This is a genomic window from Brevibacillus ginsengisoli, assembly GCF_050113715.1.
Taxonomy (GTDB): domain Bacteria; phylum Bacillota; class Bacilli; order Brevibacillales; family Brevibacillaceae; genus Brevibacillus_H; species Brevibacillus_H ginsengisoli.
On the sequence record NZ_JBNJQR010000004.1, the window covers coordinates 166890 to 189701 of the forward strand.

Annotated in this window: 21 protein-coding genes; all 21 read right to left on the reverse strand. The window is 46.4% G+C overall.

Annotated elements, in window-relative coordinates; translation table 11 throughout:
* Positions 1–111 precede the first annotated feature (111 nt).
* The 21 genes from ACQCN2_RS10270 to ACQCN2_RS10370 all read right to left on the reverse strand — a co-directional run bounded on the left by ACQCN2_RS10270 (position 112) and on the right by ACQCN2_RS10370 (position 22766).
* On the reverse strand, positions 112–1302 hold the full coding sequence (locus ACQCN2_RS10270; protein WP_426928815.1) for an acetyl-CoA C-acetyltransferase: 1191 nt from the start codon (positions 1300–1302) through the stop codon (positions 112–114).
* Between the two features lie 171 nt (positions 1303–1473).
* On the reverse strand, positions 1474–4653 hold the full coding sequence (locus ACQCN2_RS10275; protein ID WP_426928816.1) for a phosphodiester glycosidase family protein: 3180 nt from the start codon (positions 4651–4653) through the stop codon (positions 1474–1476).
* A gap of 500 nt (positions 4654–5153) precedes the next feature.
* On the reverse strand, positions 5154–6308 hold the full coding sequence (wecB, locus tag ACQCN2_RS10280) for a non-hydrolyzing UDP-N-acetylglucosamine 2-epimerase (RefSeq protein ID WP_426928817.1): 1155 nt from the start codon (positions 6306–6308) through the stop codon (positions 5154–5156).
* 9 nt (positions 6309–6317) lie between these two features.
* Entirely contained in the window at positions 6318–6947 is a 630-nt protein-coding gene (gene upp, locus ACQCN2_RS10285) for a uracil phosphoribosyltransferase (protein ID WP_426928818.1), read from the reverse strand.
* Between the two features lie 431 nt (positions 6948–7378).
* Positions 7379–8629, reverse strand: coding sequence for a serine hydroxymethyltransferase (locus tag ACQCN2_RS10290; protein ID WP_426928819.1), 1251 nt, complete (start codon positions 8627–8629; stop codon positions 7379–7381).
* A 30-nt stretch (positions 8630–8659) separates the two neighbouring features.
* Positions 8660–9229: a TIGR01440 family protein gene (locus ACQCN2_RS10295; RefSeq protein ID WP_426928820.1), complete on the reverse strand. Its 570-nt coding sequence runs from the start codon at positions 9227–9229 to the stop codon at positions 8660–8662.
* A 1-nt stretch (position 9230) separates the two neighbouring features.
* The gene (rpiB, locus tag ACQCN2_RS10300; protein WP_426928821.1) at positions 9231–9686 is read right to left on the reverse strand and encodes a ribose 5-phosphate isomerase B; all 456 of its coding nucleotides are present in this window, start codon (positions 9684–9686) and stop codon (positions 9231–9233) included.
* A 219-nt stretch (positions 9687–9905) separates the two neighbouring features.
* Positions 9906–10346 (reverse strand): low molecular weight protein arginine phosphatase, encoded by a 441-nt coding sequence (locus ACQCN2_RS10305; protein ID WP_426928822.1) that lies wholly within the window; start codon positions 10344–10346, stop codon positions 9906–9908.
* Positions 10347–10376: 30 nt separating this feature from the next.
* Complete coding sequence (locus ACQCN2_RS10310) at positions 10377–10937, reverse strand: manganese efflux pump MntP (RefSeq protein WP_426928823.1); 561 nt, start codon at positions 10935–10937, stop codon at positions 10377–10379.
* A 57-nt stretch (positions 10938–10994) separates the two neighbouring features.
* Positions 10995–12062, reverse strand: coding sequence for an L-threonylcarbamoyladenylate synthase (locus ACQCN2_RS10315; RefSeq protein WP_426928824.1), 1068 nt, complete (start codon positions 12060–12062; stop codon positions 10995–10997).
* A 158-nt stretch (positions 12063–12220) separates the two neighbouring features.
* On the reverse strand, positions 12221–12955 hold the full coding sequence (gene spoIIR / locus ACQCN2_RS10320) for a stage II sporulation protein R (RefSeq protein ID WP_426929046.1): 735 nt from the start codon (positions 12953–12955) through the stop codon (positions 12221–12223).
* Positions 12956–13064: 109 nt separating this feature from the next.
* Positions 13065–13973, reverse strand: coding sequence for a peptide chain release factor N(5)-glutamine methyltransferase (gene prmC / locus ACQCN2_RS10325; protein WP_426928825.1), 909 nt, complete (start codon positions 13971–13973; stop codon positions 13065–13067).
* A complete protein-coding gene (gene prfA, locus ACQCN2_RS10330; RefSeq protein ID WP_426928826.1) occupies positions 13957–15033 on the reverse strand; it encodes a peptide chain release factor 1 in 1077 nt (358 codons plus the stop codon). The genes prmC and prfA overlap by 17 nt, the downstream gene beginning before the upstream one ends.
* Before the next feature lie 78 nt (positions 15034–15111).
* A complete protein-coding gene (locus ACQCN2_RS10335; protein ID WP_426928827.1) occupies positions 15112–15609 on the reverse strand; it encodes a sporulation protein in 498 nt (165 codons plus the stop codon).
* A gap of 78 nt (positions 15610–15687) precedes the next feature.
* Positions 15688–16308: a thymidine kinase gene (locus ACQCN2_RS10340; RefSeq protein WP_426928828.1), complete on the reverse strand. Its 621-nt coding sequence runs from the start codon at positions 16306–16308 to the stop codon at positions 15688–15690.
* 186 nt (positions 16309–16494) lie between these two features.
* A complete protein-coding gene (rpmE, locus tag ACQCN2_RS10345; protein WP_426928829.1) occupies positions 16495–16695 on the reverse strand; it encodes a 50S ribosomal protein L31 in 201 nt (66 codons plus the stop codon).
* Between the two features lie 104 nt (positions 16696–16799).
* Complete coding sequence (locus tag ACQCN2_RS10350; protein WP_426928830.1) at positions 16800–18065, reverse strand: radical SAM family protein; 1266 nt, start codon at positions 18063–18065, stop codon at positions 16800–16802.
* Positions 18066–18130: 65 nt separating this feature from the next.
* Positions 18131–19021 (reverse strand): peptidoglycan DD-metalloendopeptidase family protein, encoded by an 891-nt coding sequence (locus tag ACQCN2_RS10355; protein WP_426928831.1) that lies wholly within the window; start codon positions 19019–19021, stop codon positions 18131–18133.
* Positions 19022–19092: 71 nt separating this feature from the next.
* Positions 19093–20445, reverse strand: coding sequence for a transcription termination factor Rho (rho, locus tag ACQCN2_RS10360; RefSeq protein WP_426928832.1), 1353 nt, complete (start codon positions 20443–20445; stop codon positions 19093–19095).
* 52 nt (positions 20446–20497) lie between these two features.
* The gene (gene glpX, locus ACQCN2_RS10365) at positions 20498–21460 is read right to left on the reverse strand and encodes a class II fructose-bisphosphatase (RefSeq protein ID WP_426928833.1); all 963 of its coding nucleotides are present in this window, start codon (positions 21458–21460) and stop codon (positions 20498–20500) included.
* Positions 21461–21494: 34 nt separating this feature from the next.
* Positions 21495–22766 (reverse strand): UDP-N-acetylglucosamine 1-carboxyvinyltransferase, encoded by a 1272-nt coding sequence (locus ACQCN2_RS10370; RefSeq protein ID WP_426928834.1) that lies wholly within the window; start codon positions 22764–22766, stop codon positions 21495–21497.
* Between the last annotated feature and the right edge of the window lie 46 nt (positions 22767–22812).

Genomic DNA, 22812 nt, shown 5'->3' on the forward strand with positions numbered 1-22812 from the left:
GACACAAAAGGAGAGGGCGTGAACTTGCCTCATGCCCTCATCCATATTAACGAAAATTTATTAGATTTGTCAACTTTTCTGATCGTTCAGCCACAATCGTTCACAAACTTATCACATTTTTTCAATGATGGTCGCAACCCCTTGACCTCCGCCAATACAAAGTGTTGCTAAACCATATCTTACCCCTTCTCGCTTCTGTAATTCATGAACAAGTGTGACCAATATCCTTGCGCCGCTCGCTCCAATCGGATGACCAAGGGCAATAGCGCCTCCGTTGACGTTCAATTTTTCCGGATGAAAGCCCAATTCTTTTCCGACTGCCAAGGATTGAGCCGCAAACGCTTCATTCCCTTCAATCAGATCGATGTCATCAATCGTAATGGCCGCTTTCTCCAAAGCCTTCCGTGTTGCCGGCACTGGACCGATTCCCATGATTTTGGGGTCTACGCCAGCACTTGCATTCGCGACGATACGCGCTAAAGGCTTCAGCCCCAATTCATTGGCTTTCTCAAGTGACATAATCAATAGAGCGGCAGCTCCGTCATTAATACCCGATGCATTGCCTGCTGTGACACTTCCGTCTTTCTTGAATGCTGGACGAAGTTTACCCAGTGCTTCGGTGGTTACCCCGGCACGAGGAAATTCATCTACTGCGAATTGAAGGGATTCACCTTTTTTCTGCGGGATCGTTACTGGAACAATCTCATCGTTAAATCGGCCTTCTTGAATAGCCTTAACTGCTTTGGCTTGACTCCAAGCAGAGAATTCATCCTGCTCTTCCCGTGTCAATTCATAATGTTCACACAAATTTTCGGCTGTAATTCCCATGTGGTAGTCATTGAAAGCGCACCATAACCCATCGCGGATCATGGAATCAACCACTTTGTGATCTCCCATTCGATAGCCGTTGCGCGCTCCTTCCAGAAGATAAGGAGCTTGACTCATATTCTCCATCCCGCCAGCGAGAATGATTTCCGCATCTCCTGCCACAATCGCTTGGGTAGCTAAATGAACAGCTTTCAAACCAGAGCCACAAACCTTGTTAATCGTCATCGCTGGAACTTCCTGACCAATTCCTGCTTCGATGGCCGCCTGTCTTGCCGGATTCTGTCCGAGTCCCGCCTGCAGTACATTTCCCAGAATCACTTCATTCACCAGCGATTTATCTACTCCAGCCTTGCTCAAAGCCGCGTCACACACAACCGCACCCAGTTTGGGAGCACTGATTCCTGCTAAGCTTCCTTGGAAAGATCCAATTGCAGTACGAACAGCGCTGACGATGACCACTTCTTTGTGACTCATTGATTTCACTCCTCGGATAATTTTGAATAGATACAACATTCAATTCTCTTTACACTTAAATTATTCCTCCTTAATTTGTACACATAAGAAATGATTCGATGAGCGTTTGAAGCTCACACAAAAAAGCATCTTCCCTTTGCGCTCGGGAAGATGCTCTCTTCATTTCACTTATTATTTTCCGATTGTCATGCGGTACAGCGCCACGACAAAGACTGCCCTCGTGGTCGGCTTATTGGGTTCAAACTTATTGCTTATCGGGTCGATCAATCCAAGTCCCACAATATGATTGATTGGACCAACTGCCCAACTCGGCCATGATTTCTTGTCCGCAAGCAGTTTGTTGGGGGTTGCCTGTTTCTTCAGAACCCGATCCAGAATGACGGCAGCCTCGGCACGGGAAATGGTTTGGTCCGGTTTGAAGGTCTTGTCATCGTATCCTTTGACAATCCCCTTGGACAACGCTACCTGAACAGGTCCTTGCGCATACGCTGGAATTTGGTCTTTAAACATAAGCTTCGGTTTAGCCGGAAGCTCCCAGTTGTATACACGCGCCAACATGGTCACAAATTGTGCGCGAGTAAGGGGGTCCTCAGGACTGAACATATCCGGCGAAGTACCTTTTACGTATCCTTTGGCGGCCATGGCGGTAATCTCTGTTCTCGCCGGGTGGTTCAAAATATCGAAAAATGGTGTATCGGCTGGCGCATCCAAATAATAAGGAATGTAAGTGCCATAGGAATTCACCTGGTATACCCAATTGCGATTCGCATCCATCTGACCATTAAGCACATCATAGGTTTGGTTGGCCTGATTAACGTACAGGAGGCCAATTCCTTTTCCTTGAACCCATTGCTTCGGTGTAAAGGTTAGGGTTACTGGCGATGTGCTGATTTGATCTTGTTTTCCCGCTTTTACCGCAGTCGGTTTGATGCTAAAAGAATAATCGGCTGGCACATAGCCTGGTACCTGCTGATCCACGATGGATTGAACATCAATTCTCGCCTTATCCAGGAAGCTGGCAGCCTGCTGGAAGTTATAATTCATGTCCAGTTCGGAGCCTAGGGAGAGTTTACCTGGTTGAGTTGGAATGACATCTGTGCCTGTAACCGTATTGACGGCATTATGTGGATACAAGAGTGAAAGCTCGTCAAAATAAAGGGTTCCTTTTTCAGGTCGTTGATCCGTATTTTCTGGCGTGTTCACCACGTAAATGCTGCGCAAGGACAATGGATAGACGGCTTCTCCCGGGAATGAGCCCTTCACTTGCTTCCATCCCGTCCAATCAATTTGCTTGGCCAAGTCAACATAGTACGTTTTTCCTTTGGCATCCAATACTTCAGCTCGCAACCAATGATTGCTGTTATCTCCATATACCCAGACACCCAATCCAAATGGTTTGCCTGGAATCGCTACTGGGTTCGCGCCCAGTCGACCGTAGGCAATTCTCACATCATTCTTGTCTGCTCCGGCAAAGTTATACGTGAGCTTAGCGGATTTCTTGGAACGGTATACCGGAACATTGTCACCAGATACAGCGGCGAAAGAGCCTTGCGAGCTTAACGTATCTGGAATTGCGGTATGATACATGCCCACTTGATTATCAAAAGTCAACCAAGGTTGCTCTACCTCACCTACGACAATCGGTACAGATGTGCTTACTCCATCATAAGACAGTGTCAGCTTGGCGTTGCCCTCTTTATTAGAAGCAACAATTTGTAATTGATCGTTAAGACTGGCTACGTCGGAATCGATCGAGCCCTTCACACTTCTTGGATTAGCCGTGATGGTTTTTCCTGATTTGGTTTTCACTTTTACGTCAAGATCCATCGTTTGTCCGAGACCTATGTAAATCGGGTTAGGAGAAACGGCGATTTGTTGGACATCAGCACCACTATATACATGAATGTCTTGTTGCTTTGTAACTCCTCCGACTTGTGCAACGAGTCCGACTGTTCCGGATTTTGTAGCTGTAAATCGGTTGCGATCCACGGTTCCCGCATCCGTCTGGGCTGCTGTCCAAACCACATCAGATGGATTGATTTTATACGGCTGATAGTGGCTATCGTAGGCTTTACCAACTGAATACTCCGCTTCCTGACCAATCAATAACTCCGTCGGCCCGGTGATTTGGAAACTGGCTAGTGAACCTTGTGGAGCTGTGTTATAAACAGCAAGCCCGGTCGGCACTCTTCGCTCCGAGCCTTCTGATGGAGTCATCGCTACCTTGGCGGATGTCTCTCCGAGATTTCGGGCAGCCAGTGTTGTCGAACCGCCTCCGTCAAAATTCATTGCACGATAAGCGCCCAATTCAACCATGATCTGTCCTAATTCCGCGAGGCTGACTCCTCGGCTGTTGGCGCTTTTCTCTGCTGTGACAATCCACATGGTTTTCCCGTCTTGGGATACGCCAACTGCGGTATGGGCATTGATTCCCTTAATATAGTTCTCCGTCGGAAAATATGTAAGCGGTACTCCCCCATCTGCCAGCAATATGTGTCCGCCAACTGCTTGTGCCCAATCTTGGCTAGTTGGAGTCGTTTGATAATCTAGTTGAACGCGGGAGCCTATCGGAACATGTTGTTCAAGAAACTGTGCTGCCTGCCCATTCCCCCAAAGAACGAACCCATTAGGAGGGATGGGAGCCCCTGGCTTATCGACACGAATCTCTGTGGCTACTCCATCTACAAAGACTTCCTCTACCACATGAACGTAATTCGGGATAATTCCCAAACTTGTTTTACCAAACTTCGGTGTGTAAAGGTTCAACTGGTTAACGTGACTTTTTAAACCGTCGCCAGGATTGTATTCTTCCTTGTTTACACCACGCAGACTAAATACAGTTCCATCTGCCGCCGTTACTTTTCCCTGAAAACCAAAATTCGTAATGGCAGCCGTATGGTCACTGGTTACACCAAAGCTGTACCAATAAGGAATTTGACCCATGGAAGAGACAATCTCTTTGTCCTTCATTACGATCCCAAAAGGCGCCCCACGCTTGGTTGTATTGAAAAAGTCAGCGTTAACAGCAGCGATCGCTCCTGTTTCATTGGCCATCTGAGAAACAGATTGTCTGCTGGTCAATTGTTGATTACTTCCGTACACGGGTTTAACCTCGACGTATGGATTGTTCAAATCCACCTTGGTCACATACAGCAAAGCTGTCTTATCGCCAAACTGCTTGGAATATTTATAAAGGCTCGTCCCTTCCCCAATTGGTGTTTGCCATCCCAAAACAAGTTTGCTTGCGGAACTTTCTGCATGAGCTACGTTGGGAGCAACAGGAACAATTGCTCCCCATGCAAGAACTGCTGCTGCCACAAGCGACACCAGCTTCTGTGATCTTTTCTTCATTGTGAAGCTCCTCTCCAACTATCTCTCTATTCATCTAAATCCATCGCCAAGTTTTCTTTGTCGGATGGATAAATGGTTATATTCACTCTTAGTATGACGTAAGAAAATCATGGGAAGTTTCATTAGATCATGAATTTATCGTTTTACAAACCTTTTGACTTGTTTGCTTAGAAAAGACTTCGTCCCTTCACGCTCTGTGGAAGTTCGCGAGAAGAAATAAAGTCCGCTCTTTCACTACGAAAGGGAGTCGCCAAACGCTTCGCGCCCTACGGGTTGGGTGGCGACTCTTATCCCTTTCTCCGTTCTTCCCCCTCTCACCGGGGGGCTGGAACGTCGCTGAGTGTCACTTCCAAGGAGACTACAAGCGGACGAAATCTTTTCTTAGTGGGCTTACGCGAATGGATAAGTTTAATTACTTTACCACTGTAAAGCAATTAAACTTTCCTATATTATAAAAAAAGAAGGAGACGCCGTTAAGACGCCTCAAATTGGGACGAACTCTATTTCGTTTTGCCAGGACGGAATGGTTCCGGGCGCTCTTTGGAAACCCCAAAATGATACAAGATGGCTTCCACGATTCTATGGGAAGCTTCTCCATCGCCATACGGGTTGGCTGCTTGCGCCATTTGACGATACGCTTCGGAATTCGTAAGCAGTTCATCGGCCAAACCAAAGACTTGCTCCTCATCGGTACCCGCCAGTTTCAACGTACCAGCTTCAATCCCTTCAGGACGCTCTGTTGTATCGCGAAGCACCAGAACTGGAACACCGAGTGAAGGCGCTTCTTCCTGAACGCCGCCGGAATCTGTCAAAATAAGATGAGCGTTGCGCGCAAAGTTATGGAAATCAAACGCATCAAGCGGTTGAATCAGATGGATGCGGTCATGGCCTGCCAAAATCTCTTGAGCCACTTCCTGAACCGCAGGATTTAAGTGTACAGGATAGACAACCGCAATCTCTTCAAGCTTTTCTACCAGACGGCGAACAGCTCGGAAAATTCTACGCATCGGTTCACCCAGATTTTCTCTTCGGTGAGCTGTCATTAATACCATCTTCTTGCCTTTTACCTGATCCAGCACAGGATGTTGGTAATCTTCCCGAACCGTTGTATGTAGCGCATCAATCGCCGTATTCCCCGTGATGTAGATCGCGGACTCCGACTTATTCTCACGTCGCAAGTTGTCAGCAGACCCTTCAGTAGGAGCAAAATGCAAATCTGCCATAACTCCTGTTAACTGACGGTTCATCTCTTCCGGGAATGGCGAATACTTGTCCCATGTCCGTAAACCAGCTTCCACGTGACCTACAGCGATTTGGTTGTAGAAGGCTGCAAGACTTGCCACAAAGGTCGTGGTGGTATCTCCATGAACCAGTACAATATCCGGTTTGGCTGTGTTCATGGCTTCGTTCAAACTTTCCAAAGCTCGGACAGTTACATCAATCAGAGTCTGGCGATCCTTCATGATGTTCAAATCAATATCCGGTTCAATCGAAAAAATCTCCAACACCTGATCAAGCATTTGGCGGTGTTGTGCCGTTACACAAACAATCGGCTCGATTTGATCCGGGTATTTCTTCAATTCATGAACGAGCGGAGCCATTTTGATTGCTTCCGGACGTGTACCGAAGACAGTCATTACTTTAATTTTACTCATATCTGACACCTACTTGGTTCCGAATAAACGGTCGCCTGCATCGCCCAGACCAGGAACAATGTAGCCGTGATCATTCAATTTTTCATCCACAGCAGCTACGAAAATATCCACATCCGGGTGATCATTCTGTACCATTTGGACACCCTCTGGCGCAGCAATCAGGCACATTAATTTAAGATGTTTCGCTCCACGCTTCTTCAGAGCCGACAATGCCATCGAAGCAGATCCACCTGTCGCAAGCATTGGGTCAATGACGATCAGATCACGCTCTTCAATATCGCTAGGCAACTTCACATAATACTCAACTGGAGACAATGTTTCTGGGTCACGGTATAGCCCAACATGTCCAACCTTGGCAGCCGGGATCAGATCCAAAATACCATCGATCATGCCTAACCCTGCGCGTAAAATTGGAACCAAGCCAACCTTTTTACCCGAAATGACTTTGGCACTGCAAGGCCCAACCGGCGTTTCAATTACCGTATCCTCCAATGGCATATCACGAGTAATCTCATAAGCCATCAAAGTGGCCACTTCGTTAACAAGCTCGCGAAACTCCTTGGTACCAGTATGTTTGTCACGGATAAACGTCAGTTTGTGTTGAATAAGAGGATGATCAAACACATAGACACGACTCATAACATTTCCCCCATTTCTATTGTCCGAATGATTTTTACTGCAAAGTCAACTGTCCAAATAAATCCTGTCATGGACATACCTTTCTTATCATAAAGGAGCAAAAGGGTAACGTCAATTTTTCAGAAAGTAAGCAAGAAAAGACTTCGTCCCTCGTCGCTCTGTTTAAGCTCGCTTGTAGCATCTGCTATCCGTTCCGTTCACTACGGAAGGGAGTCGACAAGAAAATCACTTCGTTACTCAGTCTGATGTAAAGAGTGCCGACTCTTTTCCTTCCTATGTTCTCTACACTAAGTATCGCTTAAAATGAGCTTTAGTGACGAAGTCTTTTCTTGGATGAGCTGACGCGAAAGGAGAGAAAGTCGATAAAAAACCCGCTTGACTCTAGCTTGCGCTTTTGTCAGCGGGTTTACCATTTGGTTGGGTGCCAAATATTAGATTGTCAAACCTTCATACATCGGATAACGGCTGCACAGAGCAGCTACACGATCGCGTGCTTCTTGGTGCTTCTCGGCATTCTCTGGGTTTTTCAATGCCAATGCAATGATCGCGGCTACTTCTTTCATTGCTTCCTCGTCAAAACCACGAGTGGTTACAGCAGGCGTACCCATGCGAACACCGCTCGTTACGAACGGACTTTCTGGATCGTAAGGGATGGTATTTTTGTTGGTCGTGATACTTACTTCATCCAGCAAATGCTCAGCAACTTTACCAGTTAAGCCGAGGTTGCGCACATCAATCAGCACAAGGTGATTATCTGTTCCGCCAGAAACAAGTGTTAAACCTTCAGCGATTAAAGCATCAGCAAAAGCTTTTGCATTTTTAACGATTTGTTCAGCGTATTTTTTAAATTCTGGTTGAAGTGCTTCACCAAAGGCAACTGCTTTTGCCGCGATGATATGCATCAACGGTCCGCCTTGCACACCTGGGAATACGGATTTATCAATAGCTTTCGCAAATTCCTCTTTGCAAAGAATCAATCCACCGCGTGGTCCGCGAAGTGTCTTATGAGTAGTAGAGGTTACAAAATGAGCATGTGGTACTGGATTTGGGTGAAGCCCCGCAGCAACCAATCCAGCAATGTGCGCCATATCTACCATGAAGTAAGCGCCAACCTCATCAGCGATCTCACGGAATTTTGCAAAATCAATGACACGCGGGTAAGCACTCGCACCACATACGATAAGCTTTGGCTTGTGTTCAAGAGCTTTGGCGCGAACGACATCATAATTGATTTGGTGGGTATGTTCATCCACACCGTACTCAACAAAATTATAAAGGGAACCAGAGAAGTTGACTGGGCTTCCGTGAGTTAAGTGACCGCCATGGGAGAGGTTCATCCCGAGAACAGTGTCGCCCGGTTTCAAAATCGTAAAGTATACCGCCATGTTCGCTTGAGCGCCAGAATGAGGTTGAACGTTGGCATGTTCTGCTCCGAAGATTTCTTTTACGCGATCACGCGCAATGTTTTCGGCAATATCCACATATTCACAGCCACCGTAATAGCGGCGGCCAGGATATCCTTCAGCATATTTGTTGGTCAGTACTGTTCCTGCTGCTTCCATAACCGCACGGCTAACGAAGTTCTCGGAAGCGATCAATTCAATTTTGTCACGCTGTCTGCCAAGCTCCAAGCGAACTGCTTCCAATACCTGTGGATCTTGCTTACTCAAAAACTCAAACATGCCTATCTTCCTCCTCAAATATGTATCGTTTTATTTACAACTATTGTTGGCTTGCGTCACTTCATATACAGCTCTTGCTCCACCAATCAACTTCGGACGAGAATAGGCCGCTGTCACATGGGCCTCGCCAATGGCTCGCAAGCTTGGACGAATAGGAACAGCCACATGCTTCAAATGCATCCCGATAAAGGTGTCTCCAATATCAATTCCAGCGTCAGCCTTTACCGCTTCCACCACTACAGGGGCAGCCAACTGCCTGTAGGCATAGGCCGCCATGGATCCTCCTGCTGATGGAATTGGCACAACAGATACTTCCTCAAGTCGTAATTGTTCCATGGTGGAGCGCTCCATGACCAGTGCGCGATTCAAATGCTCACAACACTGAAACGCAAGCGCAAAACCCCGTTTCGTTGCGACCTCGTTCAATCCGTTGAATAAGGCAACCGCTACTTCTGAACTTCCAGCTCTGCCGATATGTTTTCCTAGAACTTCACTTGTACTGCAGCCGATCACGACCAGTTTGCCTTGTGAAAGCGCCGCTTGATCCGCTACTTCCTTCAGAATTGTTTCAGCTTGTTGCTGAATACCGGAGAGATCCACCTTACTTCACTCCTACGTGCTTCGCTTCAATCTCCTTGATCTTTTCTACACGTTTGGTATGTCGTCCGCCTTCAAATTCTGTTTCCAACCAGATTTTGACGATATCCGACGCCAATCCAGGTCCGATTACACGTTCTCCCAACGCAAGCACGTTGGTGTCATTGTGTTGACGGGTTGCTCTAGCCGAGAATGTATCATGTGCCAACGCACAGCGAATGCCCGGAACCTTATTGGCCGCAATGGACATCCCAATGCCTGTCCCACAGACCAGAATTCCACGATCAAATTCACCCGCTGCTACTTTCTCTGCCACTGGCAACGCATAGTCCGGATAATCAACAGATACATCACATTTACAACCAAAATCCTCAACTGCGATATTCATGGACTGAAGTAATTTGAGAATCTCTTCTTTGAGCTTATAGCCACCGTGGTCAGACGCCAATGCTACTTTCATGTTGACCCTCCGTTAGTTTTTTATTGTATTATACCTTATTTCTCGAAAAGGAAATAGTAAAAGTGACACTTTTTTCTCTGAAACTAAACAAAACCTGTACATTATCAGTATCATACACCGAAAATGTTCGTGTATAAAACAAAAAAGAGAAAAGCTCTTATTTGAGACTCCTTCCTCTTTGTTAGCTACTTCCTTGTCTTCAAGTTATTCCGAGCGAGTTTATTTGGTTACTTTTTGATAAAGCTGATTGAGCGCCTGTTCGATTTCCCTGGCACTTCTTTCATAGGTTCCCAAACTACCGCCAAACGGATCAGCAATATCCAGATCCCCCTGATGTCCCACGTACTCCTTTAACGTATAGGTCTTAATGGAAGCGTGCGGAAACCATTCCGAAATCATATCTTTATGGGTGCGTGTCATGGTCAAAATCAGATCAGCCCACGCAATTAAGTCTTCCCGAAGACGTTGAGATTTATGGTTGTGAATGATTCCACGGTCTTCTAATACTTTCCCAGCGTGAGCAGACGCGGAAGAGCCCTCCATTGCGGCAATTCCAGCGGATTGAACGGAAATCGGCAACCCTTGCACCTTGTCGCGAAACAATGCCTCGGCCATTGGACTTCTACATGTATTTCCCGTACAAACGAATAAAATCCGCATGGTAACCTCCTTGCAAGCAATTCTTTATTCCTAAAATACCAACCGGATACCGAAAAATAGGAGAATAATTCCTCCTAAGACCTCACTATATTCACCTAACCAACCGCCTACTCTTCTCCCCAATAAAAGGCCGCATCCGGCAAGCAAGCCTCCCATGATCCCAAACAAGCAGACGGCTAGAAACACATTTACTTCCAACAAGCCGCAAGAAAATCCTACAGATAGGGCATCTAGGCTTACACTAAAAGCAAATAAAAATAACCCCATTCCCTTCGTCTGCATGATACTTCCTTCTTCTGAGCGAAAAAAACCATTCCACAGCATATGCAATCCTAGCACCATCAGAATTCCTCCGCCGATCAGAACGGCAATGTCCCCTATCATTTCAGACAGATAAATTCCAATAAAGATGCCCAATAGCGGCATGCCAATATGAAAAAGACCAATTGTAACACTGACTTTTAGAATATCCTTGAAGCGCATTCCCACCATGCCTACCCCGATACCTAAGGAGAACGCATCCATACCAAGCGCACATGCCACCATTAACAGCGTAACAAACTGTCCCCACTGGAATAACGTTATATCCACGAATCGCCACCCTCCTCGTCATTTCACCTTATGCGGACAAGAAGGGAAAGATTCGCTTTATACGTTGATTATTCTGCCACCTGCTGCTTTTTCTAAACGATTCATAACCGCAAGGCCCAGACCTTCTCTAGAAAAGGCTTCCGCAACAATGAATTGCACGCCGCATTCGTCAAATTGACGAAGAGTTCCGTACAAATCGCGGGCAGCACTGCTTAAATCATGACGGGAACCGCAAACCAACACAATATCAGCACTCTCCTGCTGGTTCCAGTATTCCCCAGTTTCTTGGGTTGCCAATACTCCCGTTTTGCGGCCAAGCTGTTTGGCTTCTTGCAGCATGTGGTTCATCTGATTTTGGGTTTGCTCTACATTTCCTGCAACGATCCACAGTTCACCCTGTGGCGCATAATGAGTATATTTCATTCCAGGGGAACGGGGCTTCAGGTCTTCAGTAGCCAAGAAAACCGGATCAATTGTTACCTCCGGGATAATCTCTTGCAGTTGTTCCAGTGTAATCCCGCCAGGACGCAAAATCATTGGAGGTTCCACGGTGACATCAAGTACAGTGGATTCGACCCCAACGCCTGTACTCCCCGCATCGATGATTCCTGCAATTCTTCCGTTCAAATCTTCCATGACGTGTTGCGCGGTCGTCGGACTTGGGCGACCTGAGCGATTGGCGCTTGGAGCCGCTATTGGGACGCCCGCTTGACGAATCAATTCAAGGGCTACCGGATGATCAGGCATTCGCACACCGACACTATCGAGATTCGCTGTCACACGTGTGGCAACCTGATCGGTTTTGGGTAGAATCAAGGTTAGTGGTCCTGGCCAAAAAGCACCCATCACTTGCTTCGCATGCGGCGGAAGCTCTCTTGCGATCATTGAAAGCTGCGATTGATCTCCAATGTGAACAATCAGTGGATTATCGCTGGGACGCCCCTTGGCTGTGAATATTTTTTCCACCGCCTCATTACTCAATGCATTCGCACCGAGCCCGTAAACTGTTTCCGTTGGAAAAGCAACGACCTCTCCTGTCTTCAACAATTGGGCGGCATCCGCAATTTGTGTACAACTCGAATGATTCTCCACATGTTTATCCACATTCCATACTTTCGTTTCCATCTTGCAAACTCCTTCTATCCGTTGATTTCCAACGGTTCGTTTCCCTAGTATAGAATCTACTTGAAAAGTTTTCAACAGCCTGTGCATAACCTGTGAATAAGTCGTAAAAAAACCTACCCGGTTTAAAGGTAGGTTAGGGGGAGCAATCGTTAGTCTTCCTAAAATAAGGAGGCGAGCTTATCCCAAAGGTAGAATCGGATTTCTACTTCAGGGGCCTGGGATTTCAGGTCTACTTGCGCAACTTGTTGCTTCACTTCAGGCTGGGAATTTTCCGATTGAAAATTTTCTTTCACAAGGTTATCCACATTATCCACAGTTCTACGTGATTGTTGTACATCTTCGGTTGGCTTGGCCTCTTCTTCTTTTGGTTTTGCAGTTTCTTTAACCTGAACAGCATCACCGTTCGACATATCAATGAAGCAAAGCGGCGGGAACAATACACACCACCAATTCTGTCCCTTGGCTTCACCGATTCGTACGCGAAGCGCCTCATAATTACCGGCAGGGTACACATAAGAACCGTACAGCTTGGTTGGAAACGGCACCTCTCCAAAATCAACATCTGCTTTATAGGTAAATCCATATTGAGATATGGTATGATCCACAACTTTTTGTAATTCCGGCACCTTGGTCGCCACATAAGCGTGTGCCTCATCATAGGAATGCAAATCCTTAACCCATACGTTCATCTGGTCTACGATGGCATCTCGAACTTTGCGCTTTAACCATTGATCTTGGAATGAATCACTGTTGGCGATAATCCGTAAACGAATCGACTCTTGGGGGATTGGCCCCTTGTCTTGTGCAGTAGCAGAAGCTGCTTCTGAACGTTGCATCTCCCAACTCATCACCAAAAGAACTAGCGCAAAAAGAATCAAAAAGAACCGCTTCATCATGACCGTCTCCCCTCAAACTTTAACGGTAGGATTTGTTATCTCTCTAGCCGTCAGTATAGACAAGATTCAGATCATTCATACGCGATTCCAGTAAATTTACAGAAAATTATTGAGACTTGACCTTATAACCGATGACTACTCGATCAATTCCAGCGAGATCCGGAATAATCTCGACGTGTTCCATCTGACCAATTGTTTGTAAAAGGCTCGCAACGTCTTGTGCCTGATGAATCCCAACTTCAAAACCAACAAGTGAAGTCGGCTTCATCATCTGGGGAAGCGCCGTACAAATACGTCGATAGAAATCAAGACCGTCTTCTCCCCCATCAAGTGCTAACCGCGGCTCAAACTGGCGGACTTCTTCATCCAGTTCTTCTACATCAGCCGTAGGAATATAGGGTGGATTGGAGACGAGAATATCCAGCTGCGCCTTCTCATGGAGGAGAGGCTCGACCAAATCTCCATGCAAGAAGCGGACCTGATTCTCTACTCCGAGAGACTTGGCATTCTGACGAGCGATCTCAATTGCTTCAAGGGAAATATCGACGGTGGATACCCTCCACCCAGGCCGTTCACTACTAAGCGTGATCGGAATAGCTCCACTCCCCGTTCCAATATCCACAACCTCAAGTACCTGAGTTTCATCGGGCCAGAGACGCTTGGCATGGCGCAAGAGCTGTTCGATCAGGATTTCCGTTTCCGGCCTAGGGATTAACACTCCCGGAGCGACCATAAACTCCCGTCCATAAAACTCCTGAACGCCCAGCATGTATTGAATCGGTTCGGAATTGGCTCGGCGCTGACAAAGGTCTGCCAGCTTCTCTACAACCTCCGCCTCAATCGGATCGGGCATGGATACCAGAAAGGCTGTACGATCCATATTCAGCAGGTGCCGCAAGAGAAGTTCAGCCTCAAACTGCGGGTCTTTACTGCCCGATTCCTTTAAAAAAGAAGAAGCCGCAAGATGGGCTTCACGAATAGTTCCTATGTTCATTCCATTAAATTGCGGCTGCATGACTCTTCATCAACTCCGTCTGCTCGTGCAGAATCAATGTATCAATGACTTCATCCAAATCTCCAGCCAAAATAGCGTCTAGCCGATGCAAGGTAAGTCCAATACGGTGATCGGTTACGCGGCTTTGCGGGAAGTTATACGTACGAATACGTTCACTTCGGTCACCAGTACCGACCAAACTCTTGCGTGCCGCATCCTGCTCAGCCATCGCTTGTTGTTGATGGAAGTCAAACAGGCGAGCGCGAAGAACGCGAAGCGCCTTATCCTTGTTGGAGTGCTGTGATTTCTCATCCTGACAGGAAACGACGATTCCCGTAGGTACATGCGTTACACGAACCGCGGATTTGGTGGTGTTAACGCTTTGTCCACCAGCTCCACTTGAACAGAATGTATCGATACGAATATCTTTTTCATTGATTTCAACTTCAAGTTCCTCAACTTCAGGAAGAACGAGTACAGTAGAAGTAGATGTGTGAATACGACCGCCAGACTCGGTTGCTGGGATACGTTGTACACGGTGAGCTCCACTCTCAAACTTCAGTTTGCTGTAGGCTCCCTGTCCATTTACAGAGAAAATAACCTCTTTGTAGCCACCAATACCTGTAGCATTGGCTTCCAAAACCTCAACTTTAAAGCCGTGACTCTCCGCAAAACGAGTGTACATACGGAACAAATCAGAAGCAAACAAAGCAGCTTCATCTCCGCCTGCTGCCCCGCGAATCTCCACGATTACGTTCTTATCATCGTTCGGATCTTTTGGCAGAAGCAAGATTTTCAGCTTTTGCTCCAGCTGTTCCTTGCGCTCGGACAATTCAGAGATTTCCATTTTGACCATCTCGCGCATCTCATCGTCCAGCTTTTCATCGAACATGGCTTTGGCGTCTTCTAGTTGGGTTACAACAGATTTATATTCACGATAAACGGTTACCGTCTCTTCTAAAGAGGATTGTTCCTTGGAGAGTTCCCGCAACTTCTTGGTGTCACTGATGACGTCGGGGTCACACAATAGGTTTGTAACTTCTTCATACCGCTCTTCAACAGCAGATAAGCGATTTATCACCGTAATTCACCCCAATTTACAAAATGCTAGATAACAGCACAATTATAGGGGATACCGGTAAAAAAGTCAAAACATTCTTCAACGATGATAACCGTCGTTTGACGTAATATGGAAGTTGTATCGCGGAGCTTTTTGACTTAATTTCTGAATGACCTGGCGCTCAACACTCCTCGCTTGATTTGCTGTTACATTGTGGACTAAATCAAGAGTAACAAAGGCATTGACGCCGCTTACCGTGATACGGGCATTCTCTACGCCAGGTACGCTCTTGGCCATCATCTGCATATTTTTGATATCAACACCAGTATTTTGCACATCTTGGTGACCGATTACGAGATTGGGGTTAGCATTTCGTCCCATCAAAGTATCCCTATCCCCCATCGAACGGCTTGTTCCTGTCACATTCTTGTTGGCATCTGTTCCTGGGGTTGCAATTTGCTGACGGTCCATTTTCCGTACACCATAGCTCCGCGCATCGGGAGTAGAGGTAGAATTACAGCCAACGACTCCTGTTAAGAGGCAGCCAGCCAAACTGATCGATAGAAGCCCGCGCCCCACTGTTACGATTTTGTGCATAAGAAAAGCCACCTCCTGTTGTATGCCTAGTTTGTGCAGGAAGTGGCATGATTTATCCTTCTTTTACAGATGAGCTGATTAGATTCCTTGCGGGCAAAGTTCTTCAACCTCTAGCGTGTTGCTGGAACTGTCACTTGGAGGATTGTAGTAATGGCGGCGGCAAACACTGCTGTAGGTCTCTTCTCCGCCAATTTGAATCGTCTCTCCAGCATAGACGGGAACTCCGTCTTTAAATTTAAGAATATGAGTCGCTTTCTTGTTGCAGTATACACAGACGGTTTTGATTTCTTCGATTTTGTCCGCTTCGCATAAAAGCTTCTCGCTGCCTTCGAACAATTCGTTTTTAAAATTCTTCAATAAACCGTATACGATAACTGGAATCTGCAAAAGATCCACGATCTTCGTGATTTGTATTACGTGATGCGCACTTAAGAATTGTCCTTCATCAATTAAGACACAATCCGGTTTGCACTCTTGCTCCTCAACTAAACGAAAGATGTCCGTATGGGTCTGGATTGGATATGCTTCCCGACTAACACCAACTCGAGATGCTACCTTGCCGACGCCGTACCGGTCATCGATCGCTGGAGTAAGTACCATTACTTTTTTTCCAGACTGCTCATAATTGTGGGCTACCGTTAATAATTGTATGGATTTGGATGCGTTCATTGCTCCGTATCGAAAGTACAACTGTGCCACGTCATTTTCCCCCTAACAACCTACCCGCTCGACTTCAGATCAGCTAACTTGTACGTTTTGTGGTGATCATTGAACACTCGATCAAGACATTCAGGTTTCATCATACCACCTAACAATGATCACGCCAATGAGTTGTGAGAAAAGAAAAGAACCAGGCAGAATAATCTACCTGGTTCTTGGTTTGAATTAAGAAAGGTTGTATTTGCGTTTGAAGCGATCTACACGACCACCAGCATCCACGAATTTTTGTTTACCTGTGTAGAATGGATGGCAGTTGGAGCAAATCTCAACTTTAAGAGTTTGCTTAACAGAACCGGATTCAAACACGTTACCGCAAGCGCAAGTAACATTCACTAAATTGTATTTAGGATGAATACCTTGTTTCATTATTTCCACCTCTTTCCGCCCTGAATCGTTTGCCGAAACAGAGTTATATAAAAGCACATGAAAAGATATTAACACGTTCACATAGCGAATGCAATAGCAATGCCTTAGACCATTTTTTTGTTGCGCAGCTGATCGGCTGGCGGAAGGTGCGTAAATGAGCCAATCACCACATCTGGCAATTCTTGCTGGTAAATCTCAATCGCCTGCTTCATCCCAAATACTTCGCCCTGCGCTTTCGGAATCATTTCCAGGTAGCTGTCAGGGTCAATGTTCAGATTGCGAAGCTGAATCAATTTGATTCCCGTACGACGAATGAACTCAATCATCGCTTCCATCTCTTCTTCACGGTCAAATACTCCCGGGAAGCACAAATAGTTGATGGAGGTATAAACCCCTTGCTTCGAGGCATACTCGGCCGAACGCGCTACGTTCTCCAACGTGTATCCACGTGGTCGATAATACGCGTTGTAATGCTCTTCAATCGCACTAATCGTACTAATCCGCATTAAATCCAGACCCGCGTCCACAATTCCTTTGATATGGTCGGTCAAGCCCGCATTCGTATTGATATTAATAAAGCCCATGTCAGTGGTCTGACGCACTCGGCGCATCGCAGGAACAATGATGGACGCCATCGTGGAAGGCTCACCTTCACATCCCTGACCAAAGCTAATGATGCTTTCTGGAGTTTTCAGGTGGTTCAGCATCACTTCAACCAGTTCATCCTCTGTTGGTTTGAAGTTCATTCGTGTCTGCGGAGCGACAAATCCGCTCTCTTCTGGTTGTTCAGAAATACAACCGTAGCATCCAGCGTTACAGGTGTACGATACTGGCAGCGAGCCCTCCCAACGATTGAAGAAGTTATTGGAGGCTGTTAAGCATTCGTACTCCAACGCACAGTGGGACAGATGCTTGAGAATTCGATTCTCAGGGAACTGGTTCAGCGTCTGATCCACTAGTCCTCTTAGCTCATCCATCGGAAAGTTCAACGGATTCCACTTGTGCGGATTATCACTTTTGCGACCGGCAACCCAGAAGCCGCCGTCTTTCCACACCACTGCGGTATAGCCAAACAACGGGAATTTTTTCGTTTTGTCTGTCTTCACATAACCAGGTAAAAGTAAACGGGTGTATCCCTGCGGCAACAACGCTCCCACAGCTGTGTAACCCGATAGTTTTGTCATTTTGCCAGTTTCCGGATCCATCCCCACAGGCTCCGTATCAGGAAGACTTACCAGTGTTGCTCCCTCTGGCAATGGAATCAGTTCTTCCTCCAGGATTTCCGTTAACATCTCTCCATTTCTGGCAACGGACCAAATGGCGGGGTGATCGTATACTTTTCCACACGCATCTGCATAGACCAAATTCATTGTGTACAATCCCTTCCTCATCATGCTTAGGCCATTGTATCGTATTCGAAAGGGCTTGTAAAACGTTAGCGCAGATAGCGAATGGGATTCATCGGCACTTGATCTTGCCTCACTTCAAAATGCAAATGGTACCCTGTCGAATCTCCCGTATTCCCCATCAACCCAAGTACCTGTCCTCGCTGAACCACCTCGCCGATGCTCACAAGAATTTTGCGCAAATGGGCATAGCAGGTCTGTAATCCACCCCCATGATCAATGATGACCATATAACCATATCCTTCATGATTGGCTCCTGCTTCAATAACCGTTCCTTCCTTTGCCGCGACGATTTGGGTATTTCCCTTCGCTTCGTTCCATAGGTCCAACCCTTTGTGCAGCTTTCCCCACCTCTTGCCGAAACCACTCGTAATTGTCGCATGCTCAACGGGCCAGTCCATCTCTCGGCTTCGGTATGAACCCCGACTTGCTACCTGCGCTATTTGACGCCGTAACGGCAAAGAACCTGCCAACACAGTCTTGGCCTCTGGAATCGGAATGTACAGAACCTGTCCAACATACAGGTTATCCGGGATCACTTGCAGCAGGGGGTTGCGAGCAATCAGCTTCTCTTTCGGCACCTGATAGCGCTCGGCAATTTGATCGAGTGTTTCACCGCGGCTTACTGTATGCGTGATATTATTTTGTCCGATCATTAGCTTCATCCCAATGCCTACCAAATGAGGGTTGGTGATTTTGTTTTCTTCAATCAGCTCTCGTAGGGTAATCCCATATCGATGGGCAATCTCCGAGAGAGTATCACCCGGCTTCACACTGTACATAATGGTTGATCCTTGTGAAGTTGTGTTAGATGGCAAAGAGGCAAATGGATTAAATACTTGAAACAGTGTTTTTTCAATCACAGTTTGTTTCGCCTCATCTGCCGTAGAAAACGTCACTGGCACTTCCGAGTACACCATTCCGCTTCCTCCTTCTCATCACAATACCATCCTAAATGTATGCGTACGAAAACAAAAAAATGACGACCAAATTACTTGGTCGTCGTAGTTGTCGCCGCAGTTGCGGCGGTTTGCCTTGTTCTTGTTGTTTTGGTCGTTGTTTTGGTCGTTGTTTGGGAAGAAGTTGTCTTCGAACCGGGACGGGAATTCTTCAAATCCAGCGTTTTGAAAAACTCTTCATTCGTTTTTGTATCTTGCAGCTTTTTCAAGAAAGATTCTACGAACTCCTGGCTGTCCGACATGCTTTTGCGAATGGACCATAATTTGTCCAATTCATCCTTAGACAGCAACAATTCTTCTCGACGAGTCCCAGAACGACGAATATCGATAGCTGGGAAGATCCGTCTTTCGGATAGCTTGCGATCCAGATGAAGCTCCATATTACCAGTACCTTTAAACTCTTCGTAAATGACGTCATCCATTCTGGAACCTGTTTCAACCAACGCGGTTGCCAAAATTGTTAAACTGCCGCCTTCCTCAATATTACGCGCCGAACCAAAGAATCGCTTCGGTCTATGAAAAGCAGCCGGATCGATCCCTCCAGACAACGTTCGACCACTTGGCGGTATAACCAGATTGTAAGCTCGCGCCAATCGTGTAATCGAATCGAGCAAAATAACAACGTCCTTCTTATGCTCAACAAGTCGCTTGGCACGCTCCAGCACAAGCTCCGCTACTTTAATATGATTTTCAGGAAGCTCATCAAAAGTAGAAGCAATGACTTCACCTTTTACCGAGCGTTGCATATCCGTTACTTCTTCCGGTCGTTCATCAATGAGGAGCACGAATAAGGAGATATCCGGGTGGTTTTCCGAAATACTGTTGGCAATCTCTTTGAGCAGCAACGTCTTCCCAGCTTTCGGTGGGGCTACAATAAGTCCGCGTTGTCCTAGTCCAACCGGTGCCAACAGATCCATGATTCGGGCAGATAACCTAGAGGGCTCTGTCTCAAGAATCAGCTTTTGTTGAGGATAAAGTGGTGTTAACGCAGGGAAGTGAAGGCGTTCAGACGCCAATTCGGGGTCTTCTCCGTTTACAGCCTCGACTTGTAAAAGTCCAAAATAACGTTCATTTTCTTTTGGCGGGCGAACTTTACCCGAAACCAAATCACCCATCCGCAAATCAAATCGTCGAATTTGAGATTGAGAAATATAGATATCCTCAGAGCTTGGCAAGTAGTTGATCGGTCTGAGGAACCCGTATCCCTCAGGCAAAATGTCAAGGACACCTTCCATGAACATTAACCCGTCTCGTTCCGCTCTAGCTCTAAGAATAGCAAAAATCAATTCTTTCTTTTTTAACTGAGAGTAAGACGTGATTTGAAATTCTTTGGCAAGCTTATATAACTCAGTTAATTTCAGTTCTTCTAATTCAGACAACAACACGTATTATTCCACCACTCTTTACGTCTTCTCTTACTCTATTCTAGCCTAGAAATTATAATGCAAATCGTGGATTTCTCTCCAATCGATGGGTTCCTTCAATAAAACGAACGGTTCCTGTTTTGGCACGCATGACAACGGAGTGAGTTGTCGCCATTGTTCCACGGAAGCGGACGCCACGTAAGAGCTCACCATCTGTTACCCCAGTAGCCGCAAAAATCGCGTCGTCTCCTTTTACCAAATCATCCATGAGCAAGATTTGACGAGGGTTTGTCAAGCCCATTTGAATACAGCGTTGTTCTTCTTCCGGGCATTGCGGAAGTAACTTCCCTTGAATTTCGCCACCCAGACATTTCAAGGCAACTGCTGCTAACACACCTTCAGGAGCACCGCCAGAACCAAACAAAATATCTACACCTGTGTCAGGAAAGGCGGTATTAATCGCTGCCGCTACATCTCCATCCGAGATTAGTTTGATTCGAGCACCCGCTTCACGGATCTCATGAATCACACGTTCATGGCGTTCTCTGTCCAGTACGATCGCTACCAGGTCGCTTACATCCTTACCTTGTGCTTGAGCAACCGCTTTGAGATTATCAATGACCGGAGCGTTAATGTCAACTTTACCGACTGCTTGTGGGCCAACAGCAATCTTTTCCATATACATATCAGGAGCATGAAGCAGATTTCCTTTGTCCGCAATCGCAATAACCGAAATGGCGTTCCATGTTCCTTTGGCTACGATATTGGTGCCTTCTAGAGGGTCAACCGCTACATCGACATATGGAGGCACTCCTTGACCAAGCTTCTCTCCAATATATAACATCGGGGCTTCATCCATTTCCCCTTCACCAATGACGACAACGCCTTCCATAGGGACTTTCTCAAATTCCCTGCGCATCGCAGTAGTTGCTGCATCATCCGCTTCATCTTTTTTGCCCAAACCCATCCATCTGGCCGAGGCTAAAGCAGCCGCTTCTGTTACGCGTACCAATTCGAGTGTTAAACTGCGCTCCATTTCAATCTCTCCTTTAGTTGCCGTTCTCTTATCTCTATTTGTATTCTGTCTGCTTACGAATTTGACGAAGCATATCCGCACCAAGACTTCGTAATTTTCCTAGCAAATTCTCATATCCACGATCGATATGATGTAAACCGTCTATCTCAGTAATTCCATCAGCAAGCAAGCCTGCGATGACCAATGCAGCTCCAGCACGCAAATCAGTCGCCACTACTTTGGCTCCCATCAGCTTTTTTTCACCTTCAATAACAGCTGATCTGCCTTCTACCTTCAAATTGGCTCCCATGCGACGCAGTTCATCAATGTGGCGAAAACGAGAACCATAGATATTATCCGTTACAATACTTGTACCTTTGGCCTGAGTTAAAAGAGTCGTCATTGGTTGTTGCAAATCCGTAGGGAATCCGGGATATGGGTTGGTTTTGAGATCAATTGCCCGATATTCACGTTGTCCAATTACTCGGATACTGTCATCGTACACCTCAACCGTTACACCCATCTCACGAAGCTTAGAAGTAATAGGTTCCAAATGTTTGGGAATGACGTTCTCAACAGTTACATCTCCACGGGTTGCCGCAGCAGCAATCATGTAAGTGCCCGCTTCAATTCGGTCAGGAATAATCGTATGTCTGCAGCCGTGCAGTTGTGTAACGCCTTGTATACGAATCACATCTGTTCCGGCACCTTTAATATTGGCCCCCATATTATTCAAGAGGGTAGCAACATCGACAATTTCCGGCTCTCTCGCCGCATTCTCAATAATCGTTAAACCTTCTGCGCGAGTAGCCGCAAGCATAATGTTAATGGTAGCGCCAACACTTACCATATCCAGATAAATTCTAGCGCCTGTCAACTTCTCCGCTTTGATCGTCATGACCCCGTTGCGATTCTCAACACGAGCGCCCAGCGCTTCAAACCCCTTAATATGTTGATCAATCGGACGCGGCCCCAAATCACAGCCTCCTGGCAAGCCAATTTGAGCTTCCCCGCTTTTGGATAGCAAGGCTCCCCATAAATAATAAGAGGCGCGCAGTTTTTTTATGCGTCCATTCGGCATAATGACTGGTTTAATGGATCGGCTGTCGACTTCCATCCAATCCTCTTCAAACAGAACTTCGACTCCCATTTCACGCAATAGTTCTACAAAGATTTCGACGTCTTGGATATGGGGCAAATTCTCAATCACAACTGGACCATCTGCCATCAAAGCGGCAGGAATCAAGGCAACTGCACTATTTTTCGCCCCGCTAATGGACACTTTTCCAGAAAGCGTCTTGCCTCCTCGAACGATCAGTTTCTCCATCGTTAGCTCTCCCCAATGTACTTTCATGTCTATTTAGCAGGTATCT

Coding starts and splice junctions, on each gene's coding strand:
- ACQCN2_RS10275 (WP_426928816.1), bottom strand. CDS start 4,653: ATGAAGAAAAGATCACAGAAGCTGGTGTCGCTTGTGGCAGCAGCAGTT.
- ACQCN2_RS10370 (WP_426928834.1), bottom strand. CDS start 22,766: ATGGAGAAACTGATCGTTCGAGGAGGCAAGACGCTTTCTGGAAAAGTG.
- wecB (WP_426928817.1), bottom strand. CDS start 6,308: ATGAGTAAAATTAAAGTAATGACTGTCTTCGGTACACGTCCGGAAGCA.
- ACQCN2_RS10335 (WP_426928827.1), bottom strand. CDS start 15,609: ATGCACAAAATCGTAACAGTGGGGCGCGGGCTTCTATCGATCAGTTTG.
- ACQCN2_RS10305 (WP_426928822.1), bottom strand. CDS start 10,346: ATGCGGATTTTATTCGTTTGTACGGGAAATACATGTAGAAGTCCAATG.
- ACQCN2_RS10315 (WP_426928824.1), bottom strand. CDS start 12,062: ATGGAAACGAAAGTATGGAATGTGGATAAACATGTGGAGAATCATTCG.
- glpX (WP_426928833.1), bottom strand. CDS start 21,460: ATGGAGCGCAGTTTAACACTCGAATTGGTACGCGTAACAGAAGCGGCT.
- rpiB (WP_426928821.1), bottom strand. CDS start 9,686: ATGAAAGTAGCATTGGCGTCTGACCACGGTGGCTATAAGCTCAAAGAA.
- ACQCN2_RS10270 (WP_426928815.1), bottom strand. CDS start 1,302: ATGAGTCACAAAGAAGTGGTCATCGTCAGCGCTGTTCGTACTGCAATT.
- ACQCN2_RS10355 (WP_426928831.1), bottom strand. CDS start 19,021: ATGGTGTACTCGGAAGTGCCAGTGACGTTTTCTACGGCAGATGAGGCG.
- ACQCN2_RS10290 (WP_426928819.1), bottom strand. CDS start 8,629: ATGTTTGAGTTTTTGAGTAAGCAAGATCCACAGGTATTGGAAGCAGTT.
- ACQCN2_RS10350 (WP_426928830.1), bottom strand. CDS start 18,065: ATGAATTTGGTCTATGCAGATGCGTGTGGAAAAGTATACGATCACCCC.
- prmC (WP_426928825.1), bottom strand. CDS start 13,973: ATGCAGCCGCAATTTAATGGAATGAACATAGGAACTATTCGTGAAGCC.
- upp (WP_426928818.1), bottom strand. CDS start 6,947: ATGAGTCGTGTCTATGTGTTTGATCATCCTCTTATTCAACACAAACTG.
- spoIIR (WP_426929046.1), bottom strand. CDS start 12,955: ATGAAGCGGTTCTTTTTGATTCTTTTTGCGCTAGTTCTTTTGGTGATG.
- rpmE (WP_426928829.1), bottom strand. CDS start 16,695: ATGAAACAAGGTATTCATCCTAAATACAATTTAGTGAATGTTACTTGC.